Annotated in this window: 14 protein-coding genes and 1 pseudogene; 3 read left to right on the plus strand and 12 right to left on the minus strand. The window is 72.8% G+C overall.

Annotated elements, in window-relative coordinates:
* Window positions 1-6: 6 nt before the first annotated feature.
* The 3 genes from arc to A3CO_RS32870 all read right to left on the minus strand — a co-directional run bounded on the left by arc (window position 7) and on the right by A3CO_RS32870 (window position 4,090).
* Window positions 7-1,794, minus strand: coding sequence for a proteasome ATPase (gene arc, locus A3CO_RS0117330; protein ID WP_018333502.1), 1,788 nt, complete (start codon window positions 1,792-1,794; stop codon window positions 7-9).
* A gap of 146 nt (window positions 1,795-1,940) precedes the next feature.
* Complete coding sequence (locus A3CO_RS37055; protein ID WP_425393417.1) at window positions 1,941-2,852, minus strand: tRNA (adenine-N1)-methyltransferase; 912 nt, start codon at window positions 2,850-2,852, stop codon at window positions 1,941-1,943.
* Window positions 2,853-3,175: 323 nt separating this feature from the next.
* Window positions 3,176-4,090: a DUF559 domain-containing protein gene (locus A3CO_RS32870; RefSeq protein WP_157647670.1), complete on the minus strand. Its 915-nt coding sequence runs from the start codon at window positions 4,088-4,090 to the stop codon at window positions 3,176-3,178.
* Window positions 4,091-4,243: 153 nt separating this feature from the next.
* Here A3CO_RS32870 and A3CO_RS0117345 point away from each other — a divergent pair, with 153 nt between their 5' ends.
* Both A3CO_RS0117345 and A3CO_RS37060 read left to right on the plus strand, forming a co-directional pair.
* On the plus strand, window positions 4,244-5,122 hold the full coding sequence (locus A3CO_RS0117345; RefSeq protein WP_018333505.1) for a RecB family exonuclease: 879 nt from the start codon (window positions 4,244-4,246) through the stop codon (window positions 5,120-5,122).
* 113 nt (window positions 5,123-5,235) lie between these two features.
* Window positions 5,236-5,925: pseudogene (locus A3CO_RS37060) on the plus strand (thioesterase family protein); the annotation flags it as partial.
* Window positions 5,926-6,129: 204 nt separating this feature from the next.
* Here the strand turns inward: A3CO_RS37060 and hisG are convergent.
* From hisG to metH, 4 genes are all read right to left on the minus strand, one after another.
* Window positions 6,130-7,113 (minus strand): ATP phosphoribosyltransferase, encoded by a 984-nt coding sequence (gene hisG / locus A3CO_RS0117355; RefSeq protein WP_018333507.1) that lies wholly within the window; start codon window positions 7,111-7,113, stop codon window positions 6,130-6,132.
* 52 nt (window positions 7,114-7,165) lie between these two features.
* Entirely contained in the window at window positions 7,166-7,447 is a 282-nt protein-coding gene (locus A3CO_RS0117360; protein WP_084682025.1) for a phosphoribosyl-ATP diphosphatase, read from the minus strand.
* Between the two features lie 104 nt (window positions 7,448-7,551).
* Window positions 7,552-8,232 (minus strand): HAD family hydrolase, encoded by a 681-nt coding sequence (locus A3CO_RS0117365; protein ID WP_018333509.1) that lies wholly within the window; start codon window positions 8,230-8,232, stop codon window positions 7,552-7,554.
* Window positions 8,229-11,774: a methionine synthase gene (gene metH, locus A3CO_RS0117370; protein ID WP_026204711.1), complete on the minus strand. Its 3,546-nt coding sequence runs from the start codon at window positions 11,772-11,774 to the stop codon at window positions 8,229-8,231. The genes A3CO_RS0117365 and metH overlap by 4 nt, the downstream gene beginning before the upstream one ends.
* Before the next feature lie 127 nt (window positions 11,775-11,901).
* On the opposite strand from metH, the gene A3CO_RS0117375 reads away from it, so the two are divergent.
* Complete coding sequence (locus tag A3CO_RS0117375; RefSeq protein WP_084682065.1) at window positions 11,902-12,759, plus strand: PAC2 family protein; 858 nt, start codon at window positions 11,902-11,904, stop codon at window positions 12,757-12,759.
* Between the two features lie 22 nt (window positions 12,760-12,781).
* Here the strand turns inward: A3CO_RS0117375 and eccB are convergent, their stop codons facing one another.
* From eccB to A3CO_RS0117400, 5 genes are all read right to left on the minus strand, one after another.
* Window positions 12,782-14,200 carry a type VII secretion protein EccB gene (gene eccB, locus A3CO_RS0117380; RefSeq protein WP_018333512.1) on the minus strand — a complete coding sequence of 473 codons (1,419 nt, stop codon included), beginning with the start codon at window positions 14,198-14,200 and terminating at the stop codon, window positions 12,782-12,784.
* A 3-nt stretch (window positions 14,201-14,203) separates the two neighbouring features.
* Window positions 14,204-14,560, minus strand: a complete 357-nt coding sequence (locus A3CO_RS0117385) for a DUF2237 family protein (RefSeq protein ID WP_018333513.1) — start codon at window positions 14,558-14,560, stop codon at window positions 14,204-14,206.
* Window positions 14,561-14,587: 27 nt separating this feature from the next.
* Complete coding sequence (mshC, locus tag A3CO_RS0117390; protein WP_026204712.1) at window positions 14,588-15,838, minus strand: cysteine--1-D-myo-inosityl 2-amino-2-deoxy-alpha-D-glucopyranoside ligase; 1,251 nt, start codon at window positions 15,836-15,838, stop codon at window positions 14,588-14,590.
* 285 nt (window positions 15,839-16,123) lie between these two features.
* On the minus strand, window positions 16,124-18,103 hold the full coding sequence (locus A3CO_RS0117395) for a VWA domain-containing protein (protein ID WP_018333515.1): 1,980 nt from the start codon (window positions 18,101-18,103) through the stop codon (window positions 16,124-16,126).
* Window positions 18,093-19,547, minus strand: a complete 1,455-nt coding sequence (locus A3CO_RS0117400) for an ATP-binding protein (protein WP_051086001.1) — start codon at window positions 19,545-19,547, stop codon at window positions 18,093-18,095. The genes A3CO_RS0117395 and A3CO_RS0117400 overlap by 11 nt, the downstream gene beginning before the upstream one ends.
* Window positions 19,548-19,763 lie beyond the last annotated feature (216 nt).

A 19,763-nucleotide genomic window follows, 5' to 3' on the forward strand; every position in this document is an offset into this window, starting at 1 on the left:
CCGGTACTACAGGTACTGGCCCGTGTTGGACGCGGTGTCGATCTCCTTGCCCTGCGTCGAGCCCTTCCCGGTGACGAGCGTGCGGATGTAGACGATCCGCTCGCCCTTCTTGCCGGAGATGCGGGCCCAGTCGTCGGGGTTGGTCGTGTTCGGCAGGTCCTCGGACTCGGCGAACTCGTCCACCACGGCGTCGAGCAGGTGCTGCACCCGGAGCCCGGACTGCTTGGTCTCCAGGTGCGACTTGATCGCGGACTTCTTGGCCCGCCCGACGATGTTCTCGATGACCGCGCCGGAGTTGAAGTCCTTGAAGTACAGGACCTCCTTGTCCCCGTTGGCGTAGGTGACCTCGAGGAACCGGTTGTCGTCGGTCTCGGCGTACATCCGCTCGACGACCCGCTCGATCATGCCGTCGAGGCACGCCTGGCGGTTGCCGCCGAACTCGGCGACGTCCTCCTCGTGGACCGGCAGGCCCTCGATGAGGTACTTGCCGAAGATGTCGATCGCCGCCTCCGCGTCGGGACGCTCGATCTTGATCTTCACGTCGAGCCGGCCCGGCCGCAGGATCGCGGGGTCGATCATGTCCTCGCGGTTGGACGCACCGATCACGATGACGTTCTCGAGGCCCTCGACACCGTCGATCTCGCTGAGGAGCTGGGGCACGATCGTCGTCTCGACGTCGCTGGACACGCCCGATCCGCGGGTGCGGAAGATCGAGTCCATCTCGTCGAAGAACACGATCACCGGGGTGCCCTCGGACGCCTTCTCGCGCGCCCGCTGGAAGATCATCCGGATGTGCCGCTCGGTCTCGCCCACGAACTTGTTGAGCAGCTCGGGGCCCTTGATGTTGAGGAAGTGCGCCTTGATGTCGCGGCTGTCCTCACCGCGCTGCTCGGCGACCTTCTTCGCCAGCGAGTTCGCCACCGCCTTCGCGATGAGCGTCTTGCCGCAGCCGGGCGGGCCGTAGAGCAGGACGCCCTTCGGCGGGCGGAGCTGGTACTCGCGGAACAGGTCCGCGTGCAGGAACGGCAGCTCCACCGCGTCGCGGATGGAGTCGATCTGCCGCGAGAGCCCGCCGATGTCGGTGTACGCGACGTCGGGGACCTCCTCCAGCACGAGCTCCTCGACCTCGGCCTTCGGCACCTTCTCGTAGGCGTAGCCCACCTTGGTGTCGACCATGAGCGAGTCGCCCGGCTTGAGCTCCGGGGCGTCCGGGCCGAACAGGGAGTCGGCCAGGTGGATGACCCGTTCCTCGTCGGCGTGGCCGATGATCAGCGCGCGCGTCCGCGAGCCGTCCTCCTCGGTGAGGACCTCCCGCAGCGAGCAGACCTCACCGATGCGCTCGTAGTCGCCGCCCTCGACGACGGTGAGCGCCTCGTTGAGTCGCACCGACTGGCCGCGCGTGAGTTCCGCGGCCTCGACGGCGGGGGACACGGCGACGCGCATCCTCCGACCGGACGTGAAGACGTCGACCGTCTGATCCTCGTGGAGGGTCAGGAACACGCCGTAGCTCGACGGCGGCTGCGCGAGACGGTCCACCTCCTCGCGGAGCGCGACGAGCTGGGCCCGCGCCTCCTTGAGGGTGTCGGTGAGCTTGTCGTTGCGCTCGGTCAGTTGGGACACCCGCGCCGCCGAGTCCGCGAGCCGCTGCTCGAGGATCCGGGTGTGGCGCGGAGATTCGGTCAGCTTCCGACGCAGCAGGGCGACCTCTTCTTCGAGGAATCGCACCTGTGCCGCCATGTCCGCCGCGCCTCGGTCGCGGCCCTGGTCGGATCGGCCCCTGGGGTCGTCGTTCATGCTCACGGCGCCCTCCTCCCGCTACTCCGTGGCGTCACCGTACCCGTGAATCCGGGTGTCCGTGGAGTAGCGAGCCGGTGACGGACTTCTCGCGCCGTTCCCTTGCTTTTGTCACCGAGCGTGGTTCTTGCGGGTTCAGAAGTGTGCTACCGGCTCCGGGTGGGGCGACGCTGGACCCGCGGCGGGGTGACCCCGTCGGCGAGCCTCCGTGCGGTCACGAGGAACGCCGTGTGCGCGATCATCCGGTGCTCCGGGCGCACCGCCAGACCGACGCTGTGCCACGGCCTGACCAGCGACTCCCAGGCCTGGGGCTCGGTCCAGCCCGCCTGGTCGCGCAGCGCCTCGGTGAGGGTGGAGAGCTGCGTGGTGGTCGCGACGTAGCCCACCAGCACGCCCCCGGGAACCAGGACGTTCCGGACGGTCTCCAGCATCTCCCACGGTGACAGCATGTCGAGCACGATCCGGTCGAACGTGCCGGTGGCGTCGGCCATGTCACCGAGGTGGAGGTGCCAGTTCGGCGGGTGCTCGCCGAAGAACCGGACCACGTTGGCCTCGGCGTGCTCGAGGTGGTCGTCGCGAATCTCGTAGCTGGTGACGCTGCCCTCCGGGCCCACTGCGCGCAGGAGACTGCAGGTCAGGGCCCCGCTGCCCGCCCCGGCCTCGAGGACGTTCGCCCCCGGGAACACGTCGCCCCACATGACGATCTGCGCCGCGTCCTTCGGGTAGATGACCTGGGCCCCGCGTGGCATGGCGAGCACGTAGTCGGGCAGGAGCGGGCGCAGCGCGAGGTAGGGCGTGTTCGCCGCGGAGTGCACGACGCTGCCCTCGGGGGCGCCGATCAGCTTGTCGTGCGCGATCGCCCCGCGGTGGGTGTGGTAGCTCTCCCCCGGCTCCAGGACGAGGCTGAAGTGCCGGCCCTTCGGGTCCGTCAGCTGCACCCGGTCGCCCGGGAGGAACGGCCCCGACCGGGCCGGCCCGCGCCGGTCGGTCTCGGTCCCGACGTCGGGTGTGGTCGCCTCGGGCGCGTCCTCCGGGACGGCGGCCACGTGGTCCTGCACCGCCGTGTGGTCCGGAGCCAGGTCGTCGGTGGCCTGAGCCAGGTCGTCGGTGGCCTGCCCGGGGGTGGCCTGCCCGGGGGTGGCCTGCCCGTCGGGGGTGGCCTGCTCGTCGGTGGCCTGCCCGGGGGTGGCCTGCTCGGGGGTGGCCTGCCCGGAGGTGGCCTGCCCGTCGGGGGTGGCCTGCTCGTCGGTGGCCTGCGCGGGGGTGGCCTGCTCGTCCTGCACCGACCCGTCGTCGGGCTGCTCGGCGGTCGCGTCGGTCGGGTGCTGCACGACGGACCACCCTAGGCGGGCGGCCGGATCGCGCCCTCGCCGGACCATGATCACGACTTCGGTGGCGACACGCGCAAGATCTGACCCGACTCGCCGCCGAAGTTCAGACCGAGGACGGGCGCTTGGACCGCGAGCGCCTCGGCCACGGTGCGGACGAAGAGATCCGGGCTGTCGCGCAGCTCGAACCAGTTCGTGCGGATCACCACCCACCCGTCCAGCATCAGGGCGTTCTGTCGCCGGGCATCCCGGAGGAACGCCCGCAGGTCCCGGTGGTAGGCCCACCCGTCGATCTCGACGAGCACCCTCCGGTCGGTGAAGGCGATGTCGAGGACGGCGAGCCCATAGCCACGCAGCACGACCTCGTGGTCGGCCGTCCAGCCGCCGATCCCCGCGCCGCGCAGGAGGCGGTGCGCGGTCCGTTCCGCCTCGGAGCGCGCACCGCCGGCGGCGAGCAGCAGCAACTGCAGGGCCACCACGGCGCCGTGACGCCCCACCGTTCTCCGGTGCACCTCGCGCATTGCCTCGAGACCGACCCCGGCCTGCAGCGCCCGGTCCATGAGTTGCGCGCCGAGGTCGAGCCCGAGCGATGCCACGGCGGCGAGCACGGTCGCCGGCTTCTTCGTCACGGCGACGCCGTCGACGACGACGCGGTCCTCCGGCGGTATCGCACGCCTGACGAGGCGGACGCCGGTCCGCGGACGGGGCTGACGGGCGTGGTCGACCGCGATCTCGACGTCGTGCGGCGCCACGTCCGTGAGACGCCACCAGAAGGCGGCCGACCGGCCCACGAGCGTCGCGTCCGACCCGACCGACAACATCGCCGCACGGACCCGGGACCGCGGCGTGACGGGGTGGTCGGCGGCGCGCAGGACACCGCGCTGGTCCCGCAGCCACTCCCCCTTCCTGACCCGGGCCGCGATCTGGGCGCGCGTGAAGCCGGCCTCCTCCGCCTGCGACACGGCCATCAGGCCGTCCTGGGTGCGGAAGAGCGTTCGTGCCCGGTCGTCCGGGCTGAGGTGTCCCACACGGGCTCGGACGCAGCTCGGGCCGCCACGGATCCATCGATGTCCCGCGGAAGCGGACCGAGGCTGTCGGGGGCCACCTCTACCGTGCGGGACATGATCGAGACGACGACCTCCTCCCCCACCCTTCCCGCCCCGCGTGCGTCCCAGGAGGGCCGGACCCGACGGCGGCCCGCGCTGTCCCCGTCCCGGGCCGGGGACTTCAAGCAGTGCCCGCTGCTCTACCGCTTCCGTGCGGTGGACCGGCTGCCGGAGCGGCGTAGCACGGCCCAGCTGCGCGGGATCGTGGTGCACGCGGTGCTGGAACGCCTCTTCGCGCTCGACCCGCCGCTGCGTCGCCCCGAGCGGGCGCACGGGCTGCTGGCCGACGTGGTGGCCGAGCTGGACGAGGAGGAGCGGGCCCTGCTGGGCGACCCGGCGGCCGCGGGCGCCCTCGTCAACGCCTACTTCGCCATGGAGGACCCGCGACGGCTGCGGCCCGAAGCATGCGAGCTGTTCCTGGAGACGGAGCTCGCGAACGGGGTCGGGCTGCGGGGCTACGTCGACCGGCTCGACGTGTCCCCGGAGGGCGACGTGCGGATCGTCGACTACAAGACCGGCTCGGCGCCCCGCGAGGTCTTCGAGGCCCGGGCGCTGTTCCAGCTGAAGTTCTACGCGCTGGTCCTGCTGCGGGCCCGCGGTGTGCTGCCCCGGCAGCTGCGGCTGATGTACCTCGCCGACGGGCAGAGCCTCACCCACTCCCCCACCGTGGCGGAGCTGGAGCGGTTCGAGCGGACGGTCGTGGCGCTGTGGAACGCCATCCTGCGGGCGGCGCCGACCGGGGACTTCCGTCCGAACCCGGGCCGGACGTGCAGCTGGTGCCCGCACCAGGCAGTCTGCCCGGCGTTCGGTGGCACGCCCCCGGACTACCCCGGCTGGCCCGGGACGAGCCCCGACGCGAGCCCCGACGACGCCCTGGAGACCGCTCCCCCATGACCGCCCCCGTGCCCGAGCCCTACTTCCGTCTCCTCGACGACGACCGGGAGGACGGCACGCGGGTCGAGGCGACCGCCTCGACGGCCGGCCCGTGGTTCGCCGACGCCCAGCACATGGGTCCGCCGAGCGCACTGCTCGTCCGGGCCCTGGAACGGCGGTCCGGGCGCGACGACGTGCGGCTCGCCCGGGTCACGGTGGAGGTGCTGGGCAAGGTGCCGGTCGGCGAGCTGGTCGTGCGCGCCGAGGTGACCCGGTCCGGGCGGACGATCGAGCTGGTCACCGCCGAGCTCGCCGCGCCCGACCCGGCCACGGGGACCACCCGGGCGGTCGCGCGGGCCCACGCGTGGTTCCACGGCGTCGGGGACACCGCGGACGTCGTCACCGTGCCGGGGACGGCCATGCCGCGCCTGCCCGGTCCAGACACCGGGTCGTCGCGGGACATCCCCGACGGGTGGCTGCCGGGCTACCTGACGTCCGTGGACTGGCGCTGGATCTCCGGCGGTCTCGAGGTCGCCGGGCCCGGGCAGGCGTGGGGACGGCTGCGGGGGCAGGTGGTGGAGGGCGAGGAGCCGTCACCCGCGCAGCGGCTTGCGGCCGTTGCCGACTCGACGAACGGGTGTGCCAGCCGGCTCGACCTGCGGCGGTGGCTGTTCGTCAACACCGACCTGACCCTGCACCTGCACCGTGCGCCGCAGGGCGAGTGGACCGGGCTCGACGCCGACAGCGTGATCGGCCCCGAGGGCACCGGGACCGCGTACTCGGTGGTGCACGACGAGCAGGGGCCGGTCGGGCGCGCCGCGCAGGCGCTGACCGTCCGGCCCCGCTTGCACCGTCCGGCCCCGCTGGCACCGTCCGGCCCCGCTGGCACCGTCCGGCCCCGCTGGCACCATCCGGCCCCGCTGGCACCATCCGGCCCCGCTGGCACCATCCGGCCCCGCTGGCGCCGTGCGGCCCCGCTGGCGCCGTCCGGCTCCGCTGGCGCTCGGGAGCGCCGCCTGGGCACCGGCTCAGCGGCCGGCCACGCCCATCCGCGCCACGGCGGGGTCGGACGACGAGGGCGACTCGGCCGGCGGCGGGGCCGCACCCGGCATCGAGCTGACGCCGCCGTGCCCCGGGAGGACCGCGCGGCAGGACTGGAGGGAGGAGGTCACGATGCCGGTGCAGCCGAGGTCGGCGAGCTCGTCCATGACGTCGTTGACGCGGCTGCGGCGCACCATCGACCGGACGGCCACCCAGCCGTCGAGGGAGAGCGGCGCGACGGTCGGCGACTGCACCCCGGGGGTGATCTGGACGGCCTCGTCCTGGACGACCTGCGGGCAGTCGTAGTCGAGCATCACGTACTGCCGGGCGAACACGACGCCGCGCAGCCGCTCGATGAAGCGGTACTTGGCCTTGGTGACCTCGGCGGAGTCGGGTTGCTGGTCGAACTTGGCGTTGCGGTCGACGATCACGGCCTCGGACTCGAGGATCGGGTCGCCGATCGGCTCCAGACCGTGCTGGGCGAGCGTGCGACCGGTCGAGACGACGTCGGCGATCGCGTCGGCGACCTCGAGCTCGATCGACACCTCGACGGCCCCGTCGAGCCGGATGACGTCCTTGGCCGAGATGCGCTGCTGGGCGAGGTTCGCGCGCACCAGCCGCGGGAAGGAGGTCGCGATCCGCTTGCCGGCGAGGTCCTGCACGGTCCAGCCCTTGGCGATCGGGGCGGCGTAGCGGAACGCCGAGTTGCCGAACCCGAGCTTGAGCACCTCGTTGACCGAGGCCGACGACTCCTCGGTCAGGTCGTGGCCCGTGATCCCCAGGTGGAGCTGGCCCTCGGAGACGTAGGTCGCGATGTCCTTGGGGCGCAGGTAGAAGAACTGCACCCCGTTGTTGCGGTCGTGCAGGGACAGGTCACGGCTGTCCGACCGCTGCCGGTACCCGGCGTCACGCAGCATGCGGGACGCCTCCTCGGCGAGGGACCCCTTGTTCGGGACGGCGACGCGGAGCATGGCTCTCTCCTGGCGGCACCACGCACGCTGCGCGGTACCCGAGTTCGATGGTTCAGAGGTACTTGTACACGTCGTCGAGCGTCAGGCCGCGACCGAGCATGATCACCTGCGTCCGGTAGAGCAGCTGGGAGATCTCCTCGGCGAGCTTGTCGTCGGTCTCGTGCTCGGCGGCCAGCCAGACCTCACCGGCCTCCTCCAACACCTTCTTGCCCTGGGAGTGGACTCCGGCGTCGAGTGCGGCGACGGTGCCCGAGCCCTCGGGACGGTCGCGCGCCTTGGTGCTGAGCTCCTCGAAGAGCCCGTCGAACGTCTTCACGTTCACCGATGCTTGCATCTTCCGGGCCCCTCGTGTGCATGGACGGGTGGTACTGCTCCGAACGGCCGTATCCGATCGACGGACGCGTCAAGGCTCTCCGGACGATCGATCCACCGATGGGGTCATCGCACGCTCGCCGATCGGAGCAGCCGCAGGTCGCTCACCGTGAGCCCCTCCAGGGACTCCCGGAACACCCGCCGCGCTCCCTCCGGCACCGACGGTCCAGCCGGCACGACGAGCACCGTGGCCCCGGCCGCCGCCGCGGACGCCGTGCCGGTCGGCGAGTCCTCGACGGCGACGCACGCGCCCGGGTCGACTCCGAGGAGCTCGCACGCCCGCCGGTAGGGCGCGGGATCCGGCTTGGTGGCCGACACCTCGTCGCCGCACACGGTCACGTCGAACCACCCGCGCCCGATCTGGTCCAGCGCCACCTCGGTGAGCTCGCGGTAGGTGCTCGTCACCAGTGCCGTGGCCACCCCCGCCGAGCGGACCGTCTCCAGGGCCTCGCGTGCCCCGGGCCGCCAGGGCAGGCCCTCCGCGAAGACCTCGTGGGTGCGGTCGAGCAGCCAGCGACCGGCCTTCTCGACGGAGGCCTCGTCGTCGGGAAGACCGACCTCGCGCAGCACCGTGGCGGACGTCCGACGCAGGCTGGACCCGGTCAGCTCCTCGCGGGTCGCGAGGGAGAGCTCGCCGCCCAGGTGGGCGGCGAGCTCCGTCATCGTGATCGACCAGAGTCCCTCGGAGTCGACCAGCGTGCCGTCCATGTCCCACAGGACGGCCGCCAGGTCAGGCACGGAGATCACGCATTGAAGTACTTGGCCTCCGGGTGGTGGACCACCAGCGCGTCCGTGGACTGCTCCGGGTGGAGCTGGTCCTCCTCGGACAGCTCGACGCCGATGCGGCTCGGGTCGAGCAGCTCGACGATCTTGGCCCGGTCCTCGACGTTCGGGCAGGCACCGTAACCGAGCGAGTACCGGGCGCCGCGGTAGCCGAGCTTGAAGAACTCGTGCACGTCGGCGGGGTCCTGGTCGGCCATCGTCGAGCCGTCGGCGAAGGTGAGCTCCTCGCGAACGCGGCGGTGCCAGAACTCCGCCAGCGCCTCGGTGAGCTGCACGCCGAGGCCGTGGACCTCGAGGTAATCGCGGTAGGAGTTCGCCGCGAACAGCTCGTTGGCGAAGTCGGCGATCGGCTGCCCCATGGTCACGAGGTTCATCGGCATGACGTCGACGCTGCCGAGCTCCGTCGCCTCCTCCCGGGTGCGGAAGAAATCGGCGAGGCACAGCCGGCGGTCGCGCTTCTGGCGCGGGAACGAGAAGCGGTGCAGCTCGTTCGCGTCCGGCTTGGCCTCGTCGAGCACGACGACGTCCTGGCCCTCGGAGATCACCGGGAAGTAGCCGGCGACGACCGCGGCGTGGGCGAGGATGCCCTCGGACTGCAGCCGGTCGAGCCAGTAGCGCAGGCGTGGCCGGCCCTCGGTCTCGACGAGCTCCTCGTACGACGGGCCCTCGCCGCCCTTCGCGCCGCGCAGCCCCCACTGCCCGAAGAACGTCGCGCGCTCGTCGAGCAGGGCGGAGTAGTCGGCGAGGCGGATGCCGCGGACCACGCGGGTGCCCCAGAACGGCGGCTGCGGGACCTCGATGCGCCGGGCGACGTCGGAGATGGCGTCGGGGTCGACGGCGTCGGCCTCGTCCTTCTCGGCCTCGCGCTTGGCCTTGATGCGCTCCGAGCGCTCCCGGCGCTCCTTGCGCTCGGCCGCCTTCGCCTTCTCGTCCTCCGAGGGGCCCTCGCCGGTCATGACGGAGTCCATGAGCCGCAGGCCCTCGAAGGCGTCCTTCGCGTAGCGGACGTCGCCCTCGTAGAGCTCGCCGAGGTCGTTCTCGACGTAGGAGCGGGTCAGCGCGGCGCCGCCGAGCAGCACCGGGTACTTCTGCGCGACCCCGCGGTCGTTCATCTCCTTCAGGTTGTCCTTCATGACCACGGTCGACTTGACCAGCAGCCCGGACATCCCGATGGCGTCGACCCTGTTCTCGTCGGCGGCCTCGAGGATGGCGTTGATCGGCTGCTTGATGCCGATGTTGACCACGTCGTAGCCGTTGTTCGACAGGATGATGTCGACGAGGTTCTTGCCGATGTCGTGGACGTCGCCCTTGACCGTCGCCAGCAGGATCTTGCCCTTGCCGGAGTTCTCGGTCGCCTCCATGTGCGGCTCGAGGTGCGCCACGGCCGCCTTCATCACCTCGGCCGACGCGAGGACGAACGGCAGCTGCATCTTGCCGGCACCGAAGAGCTCGCCGACGACCTTCATGCCACCGAGCAGGTCGGTGTTGATGATCTCGAGCGGGTCCTTCTCCTCCATGCCCGCGTTCAGGTCCTCCTCGAGACCGTTGCGGTTGCCGTCGACGATCCGCTGCGCGAGCCGCTCGAACAGCGGCATCGCCGCGAGCTCCTCGGCGCGCTGGTCCTTCGCCGACTGCGCCGACACGCCCTCGAAGAGGTTCATGAAGTGCTGCAGCGGGTCGTGGTCGGGCGTCCGCTTGTCGTAGACCAGGTCCAGCGCGGCCTGGCGCTGGTCCTCCTGGATCTGCGACATCGGGAGGATCTTCGCCGAGTTCACGATCGCGGTGTCGAGGCCCGCGTCGACGCACTCGGAGAGGAACACCGAGTTCAGCACCTGGCGCGCCGCGGGGTTCAGGCCGAACGAGATGTTCGAGAGCCCCAGGGTGGTCTGGACCTCGGGGTAGCGCTCCTTGAGCTGGCGGATCGCGTTGATCGTCTCGATGCCGTCCTTGCGGACCTCCTCCTGACCGGTGGAGATCGGGAAGGTGAGGCAGTCGATGATGATGTCCTCGGTGCGGATGCCCCAGTTGGTGTTGAGGTCCTCGATGAGGCGGAAGGCGATCCGCGTCTTCCACTCCGCGGTGCGGGCCTGGCCCTCCTCGTCGATGCAGAGCCCGACGATCGCGGCGCCGTGCTCCTTCGCGATCCGCATGATCCTCTGGAACCGCGAGTCCGGGCCGTCGCCGTCCTCGTAGTTCACCGAGTTGATCGCGCTGCGGCCGCCGAGCTGCTCGAGGCCGGCCTCCAGCACCTCGGGCTCGGTCGAGTCGAGGACCACCGGCAGCGTCGAGGCGGTCGACACGTCGTGGGCGAGGCGGTCCATGTCCGCGGTGCCGTCACGGCCGACGTAGTCGATGCAGAGGTCCATCCAGTGCGCGCCCTCGCGGGTCTGCGCCTTCGCGATGTCCACGCACTTCTCGTAGTCCTCGGCGACCATGGCCTCGCGGAAGGCCTTGGACCCGTTGGCGTTCGAGCGCTCGCCGATCATCAGCAGCCCGGTGTCCTGGCGGAACGGCACCGAGTGGTACATCGACGAGATGCCCGGCTCGGGCTTCGGGTCGCGGACGGCCGGAGTCAGGTCGCGGCAGGTCTCGGCCAACGCGCGCACGTGCTCGTTCGTGGTGCCGCAGCAGCCGCCGACGAGCTGCAGGCCGTAGTCGGTGATGAACGAGGCGCAGTAGTCCGCGAGCTCCTGGGGCTGCAGCGGGTACTCCGGGCCGTTCGGGCCGAGCTCGGGCAGGCCGGCGTTCGGCATCACCGTGACCGGGATGCGCGACTGCCGCGAGAGCGCCCGCAGGTGCTCGCTCATCTCGGCGGGGCCGGTGGCGCAGTTCAGGCCGATGCCGTCGATGCCGAGCGGCTCCAGCGCTGTCAGGGCCGCCGTGATCTCGGAGCCGACCAGCATGGTGCCGGTGAGCTCGACGGTGACGTGGCAGATGACGGGGACGCGGCGGCCGTACTGCTCCATGGCGCGGTAGGCGCCGAGGATGGCGGCCTTCGACTGCAGGAGGTCCTGACAGGTCTCGACGAGGATCGCGTCGGCGCCGCCCTCCAGCTGGCCGAGCACGGACTCGACGTACGCGTCCCGGAGCTTCGCGTACGGAGCGTGACCGAGCGTCGGGAGCTTGGTGCCCGGGCCGTTGGAGCCGAAGACGAAGCGCGGCCGGTCCGGCGTCGCGTACTCGTCGGCCGCCTCGCGCGCGATCCGGGTCCCGGCGAGCGAGAGCTCACGGATGCGCTCAGGGATGTCGTACTCGTTGAGGTTCGGCCAGTTGGTGCCGAAGGTGTTGGTCTCGATGACGTCGGCACCGGCGTCCAGGTGGCCGAGGTGGACCTGCTTGACGGCGTCCGGGCGCGAGACGTTGAGGATCTCGTTGCAGCCTTCGAGGTCCTGGAAGTCCTCGAGGGAGAGGTCCTGGTCCTGCAACGCGGTGCCCATGGCACCATCGCCGATGAGGACACGCTCGTGGAGTGCGGTCAGGAACGGTGACTCACTCTCGGTTGCCATCACACGATCGTAACGTGACGTAGGGGTCAACCGTCCGGCCTGCGAGCCTCGTCACGACCCGTAAGCTGGGCCGGTGTCCGCCTCCGACGACGCCGGAATCCCTGCTCGTGAGCTGAACGACCCGGTCATGCTGTGTGCGTTCGAGGGTTGGAACGACGCGGGGGACGCGTCCAGCACGGCCGTCGAACACCTCGCCCTGAACTGGGACGCCACCGAGCTGGGTGCGATCGACCCCGAGGACTACTACGATTTCCAGGTCTCGCGGCCGACCGTGCGCCTGGTCGACGGGATCAGCCGGGCCATCGACTGGCCCACCACCCGCTTCACGCTCTGCCGCCCGCCGGGTTCCGACCGCGACCTGGTCCTCGTGCGCGGCATCGAGCCCAACATGCGGTGGCGCTCCTTCGTCGGCGAGATCGTGGCCAAGGCCGAGGAGCTCGGCGTCACCACCGTGATCACTCTCGGTGCGCTCCTGGCCGACACCCCGCACACCCGGCCCGTCCCGGTCACCGGCTCGTCGTTCGACAAGGAGTCGGCCGCCCGCTACGGCCTCTCCAGCTCGCGCTACCAGGGCCCGACGGGCATCACCGGCGTGCTCAACGACGCCTGCGTGCAGGCGGGCATCCCTGCCATCTCGTTCTGGGCCGCGGTGCCGCACTACGTCTCGCAGCCGCCCGCCCCCAAGGCCACGATCGCGCTGCTGCAGCGCGTCGAGGAGGTCCTCGACGTCGAGGTCCCGCTCGGGGCGCTCCCGGAGCAGGCCGAGAAGTGGGAGCGAACGGTCTCCGAGATGGCCGACGAGGACGACGAGGTCCGCGAGTACGTCAAGGCCCTCGAGGAGGCCGGCGACGCGGAGTCCGACCTCCAGGAGGCCTCGGGCGACGAGATCGCCGCCGACTTCGAGCGCTACCTGCGACGCCGGGACCCGGGCGGTCCGGGCGACGTCGCGGGCGGCCCGAGCCTCGGCGGCCCCTGGGAGCGCTAGCTCGTCCCGACGTCGGGCCCGCTCAGCGCAGGGTCCGGGCCGCCTCCACCGAGAGCACGGGACCGCGCGGGAGCAGGCCGACCACACTGCGCGGGGCCGGTCGGGGGTCGCCCAGTCCGAGGGCGGCGGCCGCGCCCCGACCGGCGACGGGGAACACGCGGCCGACCTGGTCGACGACGACGCCGCGGTCCGGGTCGGACGCCTCCCCGGGGCCCACCGGCACCACGTACGCCCCGGCCCCGGCGATCCGCACGGCCGTGACCGGGCCGGCGGCACCGGGTTCGCCCAGCGGGGTCGGCGGCACGGGCGAGGGCAGGGTGCCGGCGACCGAGACGGTGGTGGTCCCGTCGGCCGCGGGGGCCGCACACGCGACCGGCGCGTCCTGGACGCCCAGCACGCGCGGGAACGTGCGGGGGTAGGCGCGGAGGTCGACCCCGACGGCACGCGGCAGGCCGTCGGCGACGGCGGCGGGGATCTCGGCGACGCGGGGGTCGGCGCCGGGCGAGGCGAAGCGGACGAGTTCGGCCACGACGTCGGGCACCTCCTGCACCCCGCCGTCGAGCACCACCAGGAACCGGGCGACCCCGCCCGCGACCCGGGCGACCGCCCCGACCGGCAGCCCGAGCGCACGGGTCCCGGGGTCGGTGGGTCCGAGCCCGGCGCCGGGGATGCGCGGCGGCACGAGCGGTGCCCCCTCGGGCAGGGTGCCGAGCAGGGCTTCACCGGCCGCCCGCGCGGGCGCGCCCGCGAGGTCGAGGCCGCGGACCACGGCGCCGGCGGCGGGGTCGAACGCGGCGCGGCGGCCGTCGACGACCAGCCAGGTCCGCCCGTCGTCGCCGCGCAGCAGCAGTGATTCCCCCGCCGCGACCGGCCGGCCGGGCGAACTCCCGCCGCCGAGGACGATGCCGCGCACTCCGGGCCCGGCCGGGACGTCGCAGACCGCCCACACGTCGCTCGGCGGCGGGCTCGCGGTGTCGGGCAGCACCGACGGTGCTCCGGCGAGGCCGACGGGCACGGTGCGCGCGACCCCGACGAGGGCGTCGTCGCGCACCGGGGTCGGGTCGGCGGGTGGGAGGCCTTCGGCCGGGTCGGCCCGACGCGGGTCGAGGTCCGCCGCGAGGAGCCGCGCCGACGTGAGGTCCGTCGTCGGCACCAGGCGCGCGGGGTCGCGCGCCACGACGTAGAGGGCCCCGCTGGGCACCCCGCGGACGACGGTCGCGGCGCGCCAGTCGGTGTCGCCGCGCACCAGGCCCACGACGGCCGCCGCCGCCAGCCCGAGCGCCGCGACCACGGCCCCGACCACCACCGCCCGACGACGGGTGTGCTCGGGATCGCGCTCGGCGTGCGGGTCCCGTTCGACGAGGGCCTCGTCCAGCCGCCGCACCGCCCTCCGCCGCGCCCGGGCCTGGGCGGCCGTCGCCGGGGGCGCGGGGCGGGTCACCCGCTACTCGGCGATCGCGTGCGCGCGCAGGTCGTCGAGGTCGACCCACTCCAGGGTGCGGGCGTGGGTGGCCTCGAGGACGACGGGCGGGGCGACCCCGCCGTCGAGGGCCTCCTTCCACCGGCCCGCGCACAGGCACCAGCGGTCGCCCGGGGTCAGCCCCGGGAACCCGGTGTCGGCGCGCGTGAGGTCGTTGCCGCGCGCCGCCGAGAACTCCAGGAACTCCGCGGTGACGCGCGCGCACACCGTGTGGACCCCGTCGTCGTCGACGCCGGTCTCGCAGCACCCGTCCCGGTAGAAGCCGGTGACGGGGTCGTGGCTGCAGTCGGCGAGCTCGCCGCCCAGGACGTTGCGGGCCATGGGTTCCTCCTCGCGGTCGGGGGGTGCTCAGCGCAGGGTGACGCCCAGCAGCGCGTCGATCGCGTCGGCGGCGCGGGACCCGCCGTCGGGAACGGTCCCCGAGCCGGGGCGCCGCAGCGCCTCGTCGACCCAGGCGTCGACCGCGACGAGCGCGCCGGGGCTGTCGAGGTCGTCCGCGAGGTGGCCGCGGACCTTCTCGATCGTCTCCCCGGGGTCGGGCGTCGCGTCGAGCGAGGTCGCCTCGCGCCAGCGGTGCAGGCGCGCCTGGCCGCCCGTCAGGAGCTCCGCGGTCCAGGACCGGTCGGTGCGCCAGTGGCCGGAGAGCAGTGCGAGGCGGACGGCCATCGGGTCGACCCGGTCGGCGCGCAGGCGGGAGACGAAGACGAGGTTGCCCTTCGACTTCGACATCTTCTCGCCGTCGAGGCCGATCATCCCGGCGTGGCAGTAGTGACGGGCCATGGGGTGGATGCCGGTGAGGGCCTCGCCGTGTGCGGAGCCGAACTCGTGGTGGGGGAAGGCGAGGTCGGACCCGCCGCCCTGCACGTCGTAGGCGTCGCCGAGGCGGTTCATCGCGATCGCGGTGCACTCCACGTGCCAGCCGGGGCGGCCGTCCCCGAGGTCGGAGGACCAGGAAGGCTCGCCGTCGCGGGCGGTGCGCCACAGCAGGGCGTCGAGCGGGTGGCGCTTGCCGCGCCGGTCGGGGTCGCCGCCGCGCTCCGGGAAGATCCGCTCCATCTCCGCCGTCGAGTAGCGGGAGACGTAGCCGAAGTCCGGGGTGGCGGTGTGGTCGAAGTAGACGTCGGGGTGCTCGGGGTCGTCGGCGCGGTAGGCGACGCCGGCGGCGAGCAGCTTCCCGACGAGCTCGGTGATCTCGTCCATCGCCTCGACCGCGCCGATGTAGTCGCGCGGGGGCAGCACCCGCAGGGACTCCATGTCCTCGCGGAAGAGGGCGGTCTCGCGCATGCCGAGGACGACCCAGTCGTCGGAGTCCCGCTCCGCCCGCTCGAGCAGCGGGTCGTCGATGTCGGTGACGTTCTGGACGTAGTGCACGTCGTGCCCCGCGTCGCGCCAGCAGCGGTTGACGAGGTCGAAGGCGAGATAGGTGGCCGCGTGGCCGAGGTGGGTCGCGTCGTAGGGGGTGATCCCGCAGACGTACATCCGGGCCCCGGACGCGGACGGGGCGGTCGGCCGGACGTCGCCGGTGGAGGTGTCGAACAACCGAAGCGGGGGCGGGGTGCCGGGCACCGGGGGGACGTCGACTCCAGACCACGAACGCATGCCGCCGACCTTATGCCCACGCACGCTCCGACCGGTGGCGAACGTGACCGTCGTGGGTCCCGGCCGGGCCCCGTGTCGGGCCCGTCGCGGGCGAGCACGACGGGCCCGTCCTGACGGAAACGGAGCCCGGCCGGGGATGGCGGGAGTCGCGGGGGGGATCGACTCCTGCCGTATCCCAGCGTAACCGACGCGCTAGACCCGAACGGGTCACGGGTTCAGCGCAACCGGTTATCTCTCGCACATTCGTCACCGTGAGCCATCAGGAGATCGTTTGTCTCCGTGCGCTCACCGTCGCCGACTGTGGAGGTAGTCACTCACCACCGCGGCCCCGAGCCCGTCGAGGTCCGGCGCGACGACCCGTCCGCCACTACGTCGGGCGACCATGTCCACGAAGGCCTCCAGGCGCGGGTCCTCCCCGAGCATGAACACCGTCAGCGCGGCCTTCAGGCGCGCGATCGCGTCGACCTCGTTGAGCGTCGCCCGCAGCGTCTCCGGGGTCGGCGGGTAGTCGAACACCGCGTGCCCGTCGGGCTCCAGATGGGCGGTGGGCTCGCCGTCGGTGACCACCAGGACCACCGGCGCCGCGTCGGAGTGCCGGCGCAGGTGCCGGCCCGCGAGCAGCAGCGCGTGGTGCAGGTTCGTGCCCTGTTCCCACACCCCCTCCAGGCCGGTCAGCTGCGCGAGGTCGACCTCCTGCGCGTGCCGCCCGAAGGTGATGATCTGCAGCGCGTCGCCGCGGAAGCGTGTCGAGACCAGGTGGTGCAGGGCCAGCGCGGTGCGCTTCATCGGCACCCAGCGCCCGTCGGCCACCATCGACCAGGACGTGTCGACGCACAGCGCGACCGCTGCCCGCGTCCGCTGCTCGGTCTCCACGATCTCGACGTCGGTGACGTCGAGCGCGCGGTCGTCGCCGCCGGCCTTGCGCAGCTCGGCGTTGAGCAGCGTGCGGGAGGTGTCCCAACGCTCGGTGTCGCCGAAGGCCCACGGGCGGGTCGCCCCGCTCGCCTCCCCCGCCGCCCCCGAGCGCTGCGTTTCCCGCTCCCCGCGGCGGGTCGACAGCGAACCGACCACGTCGCGCAGCGCGGACTGGCCGAGCTGGCGCAGCGCCTTCGGCGACAGCGTCAGCGACCCGTCCGGCCCGCGCTCGAACACGCCCTGCTGCTCGAGCTCCCGTTCGAGCTCGGCGAGGCGCTGCGCGTCGACGCGGGCCTGGCGGCCGAGCGACGCCTCGAGCGCCTCCAGGTCGATGTCCTCCATGCGGGCACCCGGATAGCTCTGCGAGAGCTGCTCGGAGAGCGAGTCGAGCTGCGCGAGCTGCTCCATCGCCCGCGTCGCCTCGCCCATGCCCATCGGGTTGTCGCCCCGGAAGCGGCCCTGCCCGTCCCAGTCCTCGCCCGGACGCATGGCCTGCAGCTGGGAGTCCAGCCGGGAGAGCTGCTCGGCCAGCCGCGGGTCGCCGAACGCGGACTGCATGAGGCCCTCGAGCTCGGCCCGCTGCTCGGCCGACAGGGAGTTCATCATCCGCTGGGCGGCCGCCGACCGCTGCGCCAGGATGTCGATCAGTTCCTCGACGTTCTTCGGGTTCTCCGGGAAGTACCGCCCGTGCTTGCCCATGAAGTCGGAGAACTGCTCGGCCGTGTCCTCGCCCCGGCCGTGCGACTCCAGCAGGTCGTTGAGGTCGGAGAGCATCTCGCGCACCTCCTCGACGTCCTCGGGGGTGGCGTTCTGCATCGCCTCCTTCATGCCCTGGAAACGCTGGTCGAGGGCCTCGCGGCCCATCAGGTCCTGGATCTGCTGGTAGGCCTGGCGCGCCTCGGCGTTGCGCCAGTCGTAGTTCTGCAGCTCGTTGACCGCGCCGGCGGTGGAGTCCGGGAGCGCGTCGAGCGACATCTCCCGGAACCGCGCGTCGTCGGAGTCCTCGGCCTGCAGCGAGTTCCGCTCGGCCTCGAGCGCCTGCTCCAGCAGCTCCCGGATCTCCTGCAGCGTGCCGTCGATCCGGTTCTCGCGCTGCAGGCTGCGGCGCTGCTGGTTGAGCCGGCGCTGCAGGTCGTCGAGACCCTGCTGGTCGCGCAGCCCCCGCCGCATCAGCTCGCGCATCGCCTGGCGGGGGCTGGTGCCCTCCATGACGTCGCGGCCGAGCTGGTCCATCGCCTCGCGGATGTCGAACGGCGGGGCGAGCGGGTCCGGTCCGTCGTAGAACCGGCCGTAGGAGTAGCGACCGGGTCGCGGCTTCCAGCCGGACCCGCCGTCGGGGTCAGCCGCCATAGGCCACCGTCCCGGCGTCCTCGTCGTCGTCCTTGGCGAGCTTGCGGGTGAGGTAGAGGTGCTCGAGGGCCAGCTCGACGGCGGACGCGAGCGGCCCGGGCGCCTCGGTGCCGCCGGCGCCGAGGCGGTCGGCCACGGTCCGGACGACGGGGATCGCCGGCAGCGTCGCGACGACCTCGCGGGCCGGGACCCGCTCCCCCGTCACCACGCGGCGACCCTCGGCGACGGCGTCGGCGAGCGGGCCGAGGTCCACCCCGGCGAGCCGCTTGCGGGCGGTCTCGGCGACGGCGCGGCGCAGCAGGTGGGTCAGCAGTTCCTCCTCGCGCCCCTCCTCGCCGGACTCGAACTCGAGCTTGCCGCGCAGCACCGGCGGCACCGCCTCGAGGTCGACCGGGCGGGCCACCGGGGTGTCCTCCCCCGTCACCGCGGCCCGGCGCAGCGCCGCGGCCGCGACGGTCTCCGCGGCCGCCACGGAGAACCGGGCCGAGACGCCGGAGCGCTGGTCGATCGCGCTGGCACCGCGCAGGTTGCGGGTGAAGCGGGCGATCACCTCGAGCAGGTGGTCGGGGACCTCGGCGACGACGTCCGCCTCCTGCTGGATGAGCGCCACCTCGCCGGCGACCTCCAGCGGGTAGTGCGTGCGCACCTCGGCGCCGAAGCGGTCCTTGAGCGGGGTGATGATCCGCCCGCGGTTGGTGTAGTCCTCGGGGTTGGCGCTCGCCACGAGGAGGATGTCGAGCGGCAGGCGCAGCGTGTAGCCGCGGACCTGGATGTCGCGCTCCTCCATGACGTTGAGCAGCGCGACCTGGATGCGCTCGGCGAGGTCGGGCAGCTCGTTGATCGTCACGATGCCGCGGTGCGCCCGCGGCACGAGGCCGTAGTGGATCGTCTCCGGGTCGCCCAGCGAGCGGCCCTCGGCGACCTTCACCGGGTCGACGTCGCCGATGAGGTCGGCGACGGAGGTGTCGGGCGTGGCGAGCTTCTCGGCGTAGCGCTCGGAGCGGTGGCGCCAGCCGATCGGCAGCGCGTCGCCCTCGAGCGTCGCGCGCCTGATGCTCGCCGGGATGATCGGCTGCTCGGGGTGCTCGCCGAGCTCGGAGCCGGCGATGACGGGCGTCCACTCGTCGAGCAGGGAGACAAGGCTGCGCAGCAGGCGGGTCTTGCCCTGGCCGCGCTCGCCCAGGAGCACGACGTCGTGCCCGGCGATGATCGCGCGCTCGAACTGCGGCAGCACGGTGCGCTCGAACCCGACGATCCCGGGCCACGGGTTCTCGCCGGCCCGCAGCGCGGACAGCAGGTTGTCGCGCAGCTCGTCACGGACGCCGCGCGGGGTCTTCGCCGGGTGGTCGCTCGCGCGGAGCTCACCCAGGGTGGTCGGGAGCCCCTCGGGAGGGGGCGGGGTGGTACCGGGAGCGGTGGCCTCGGTCGGGCGCGGGGTGCTCACCTCCACCACGCTACGACGGCATCGGCTCCTCTGCCTGGCCCACGCGGTCCCACCTTCCCGACGACGGGTCGGGCCGCGCGCCGCGCGGTCGCCGCCCGGTGGACGGGTCCGGGCGCCGGATCCGGTGACCGCACGAACGGGTCCGGCGCGGCGAGGACGGATCTCCCCGGGTCTCGACACCCACACGAGTTGACTCCCCGCCCTGCGACGAACCAG

The organism is Actinomycetospora chiangmaiensis DSM 45062, assembly GCF_000379625.1.
In the GTDB taxonomy this organism is placed as follows: domain Bacteria; phylum Actinomycetota; class Actinomycetes; order Mycobacteriales; family Pseudonocardiaceae; genus Actinomycetospora; species Actinomycetospora chiangmaiensis.

Coding starts and splice junctions, on each gene's coding strand:
- arc (WP_018333502.1), bottom strand. CDS start 1,794: ATGAACGACGACCCCAGGGGCCGATCCGACCAGGGCCGCGACCGAGGC.
- A3CO_RS32870 (WP_157647670.1), bottom strand. CDS start 4,090: ATGGCCGTGTCGCAGGCGGAGGAGGCCGGCTTCACGCGCGCCCAGATC.
- A3CO_RS0117345 (WP_018333505.1), top strand. CDS start 4,244: ATGATCGAGACGACGACCTCCTCCCCCACCCTTCCCGCCCCGCGTGCG.
- hisG (WP_018333507.1), bottom strand. CDS start 7,113: ATGCTCCGCGTCGCCGTCCCGAACAAGGGGTCCCTCGCCGAGGAGGCG.
- A3CO_RS0117360 (WP_084682025.1), bottom strand. CDS start 7,447: ATGCAAGCATCGGTGAACGTGAAGACGTTCGACGGGCTCTTCGAGGAG.
- metH (WP_026204711.1), bottom strand. CDS start 11,774: ATGGCAACCGAGAGTGAGTCACCGTTCCTGACCGCACTCCACGAGCGT.
- A3CO_RS0117375 (WP_084682065.1), top strand. CDS start 11,902: ATGCTGTGTGCGTTCGAGGGTTGGAACGACGCGGGGGACGCGTCCAGC.
- A3CO_RS0117385 (WP_018333513.1), bottom strand. CDS start 14,560: ATGGCCCGCAACGTCCTGGGCGGCGAGCTCGCCGACTGCAGCCACGAC.
- mshC (WP_026204712.1), bottom strand. CDS start 15,838: ATGCGTTCGTGGTCTGGAGTCGACGTCCCCCCGGTGCCCGGCACCCCG.
- A3CO_RS0117395 (WP_018333515.1), bottom strand. CDS start 18,103: ATGGCGGCTGACCCCGACGGCGGGTCCGGCTGGAAGCCGCGACCCGGT.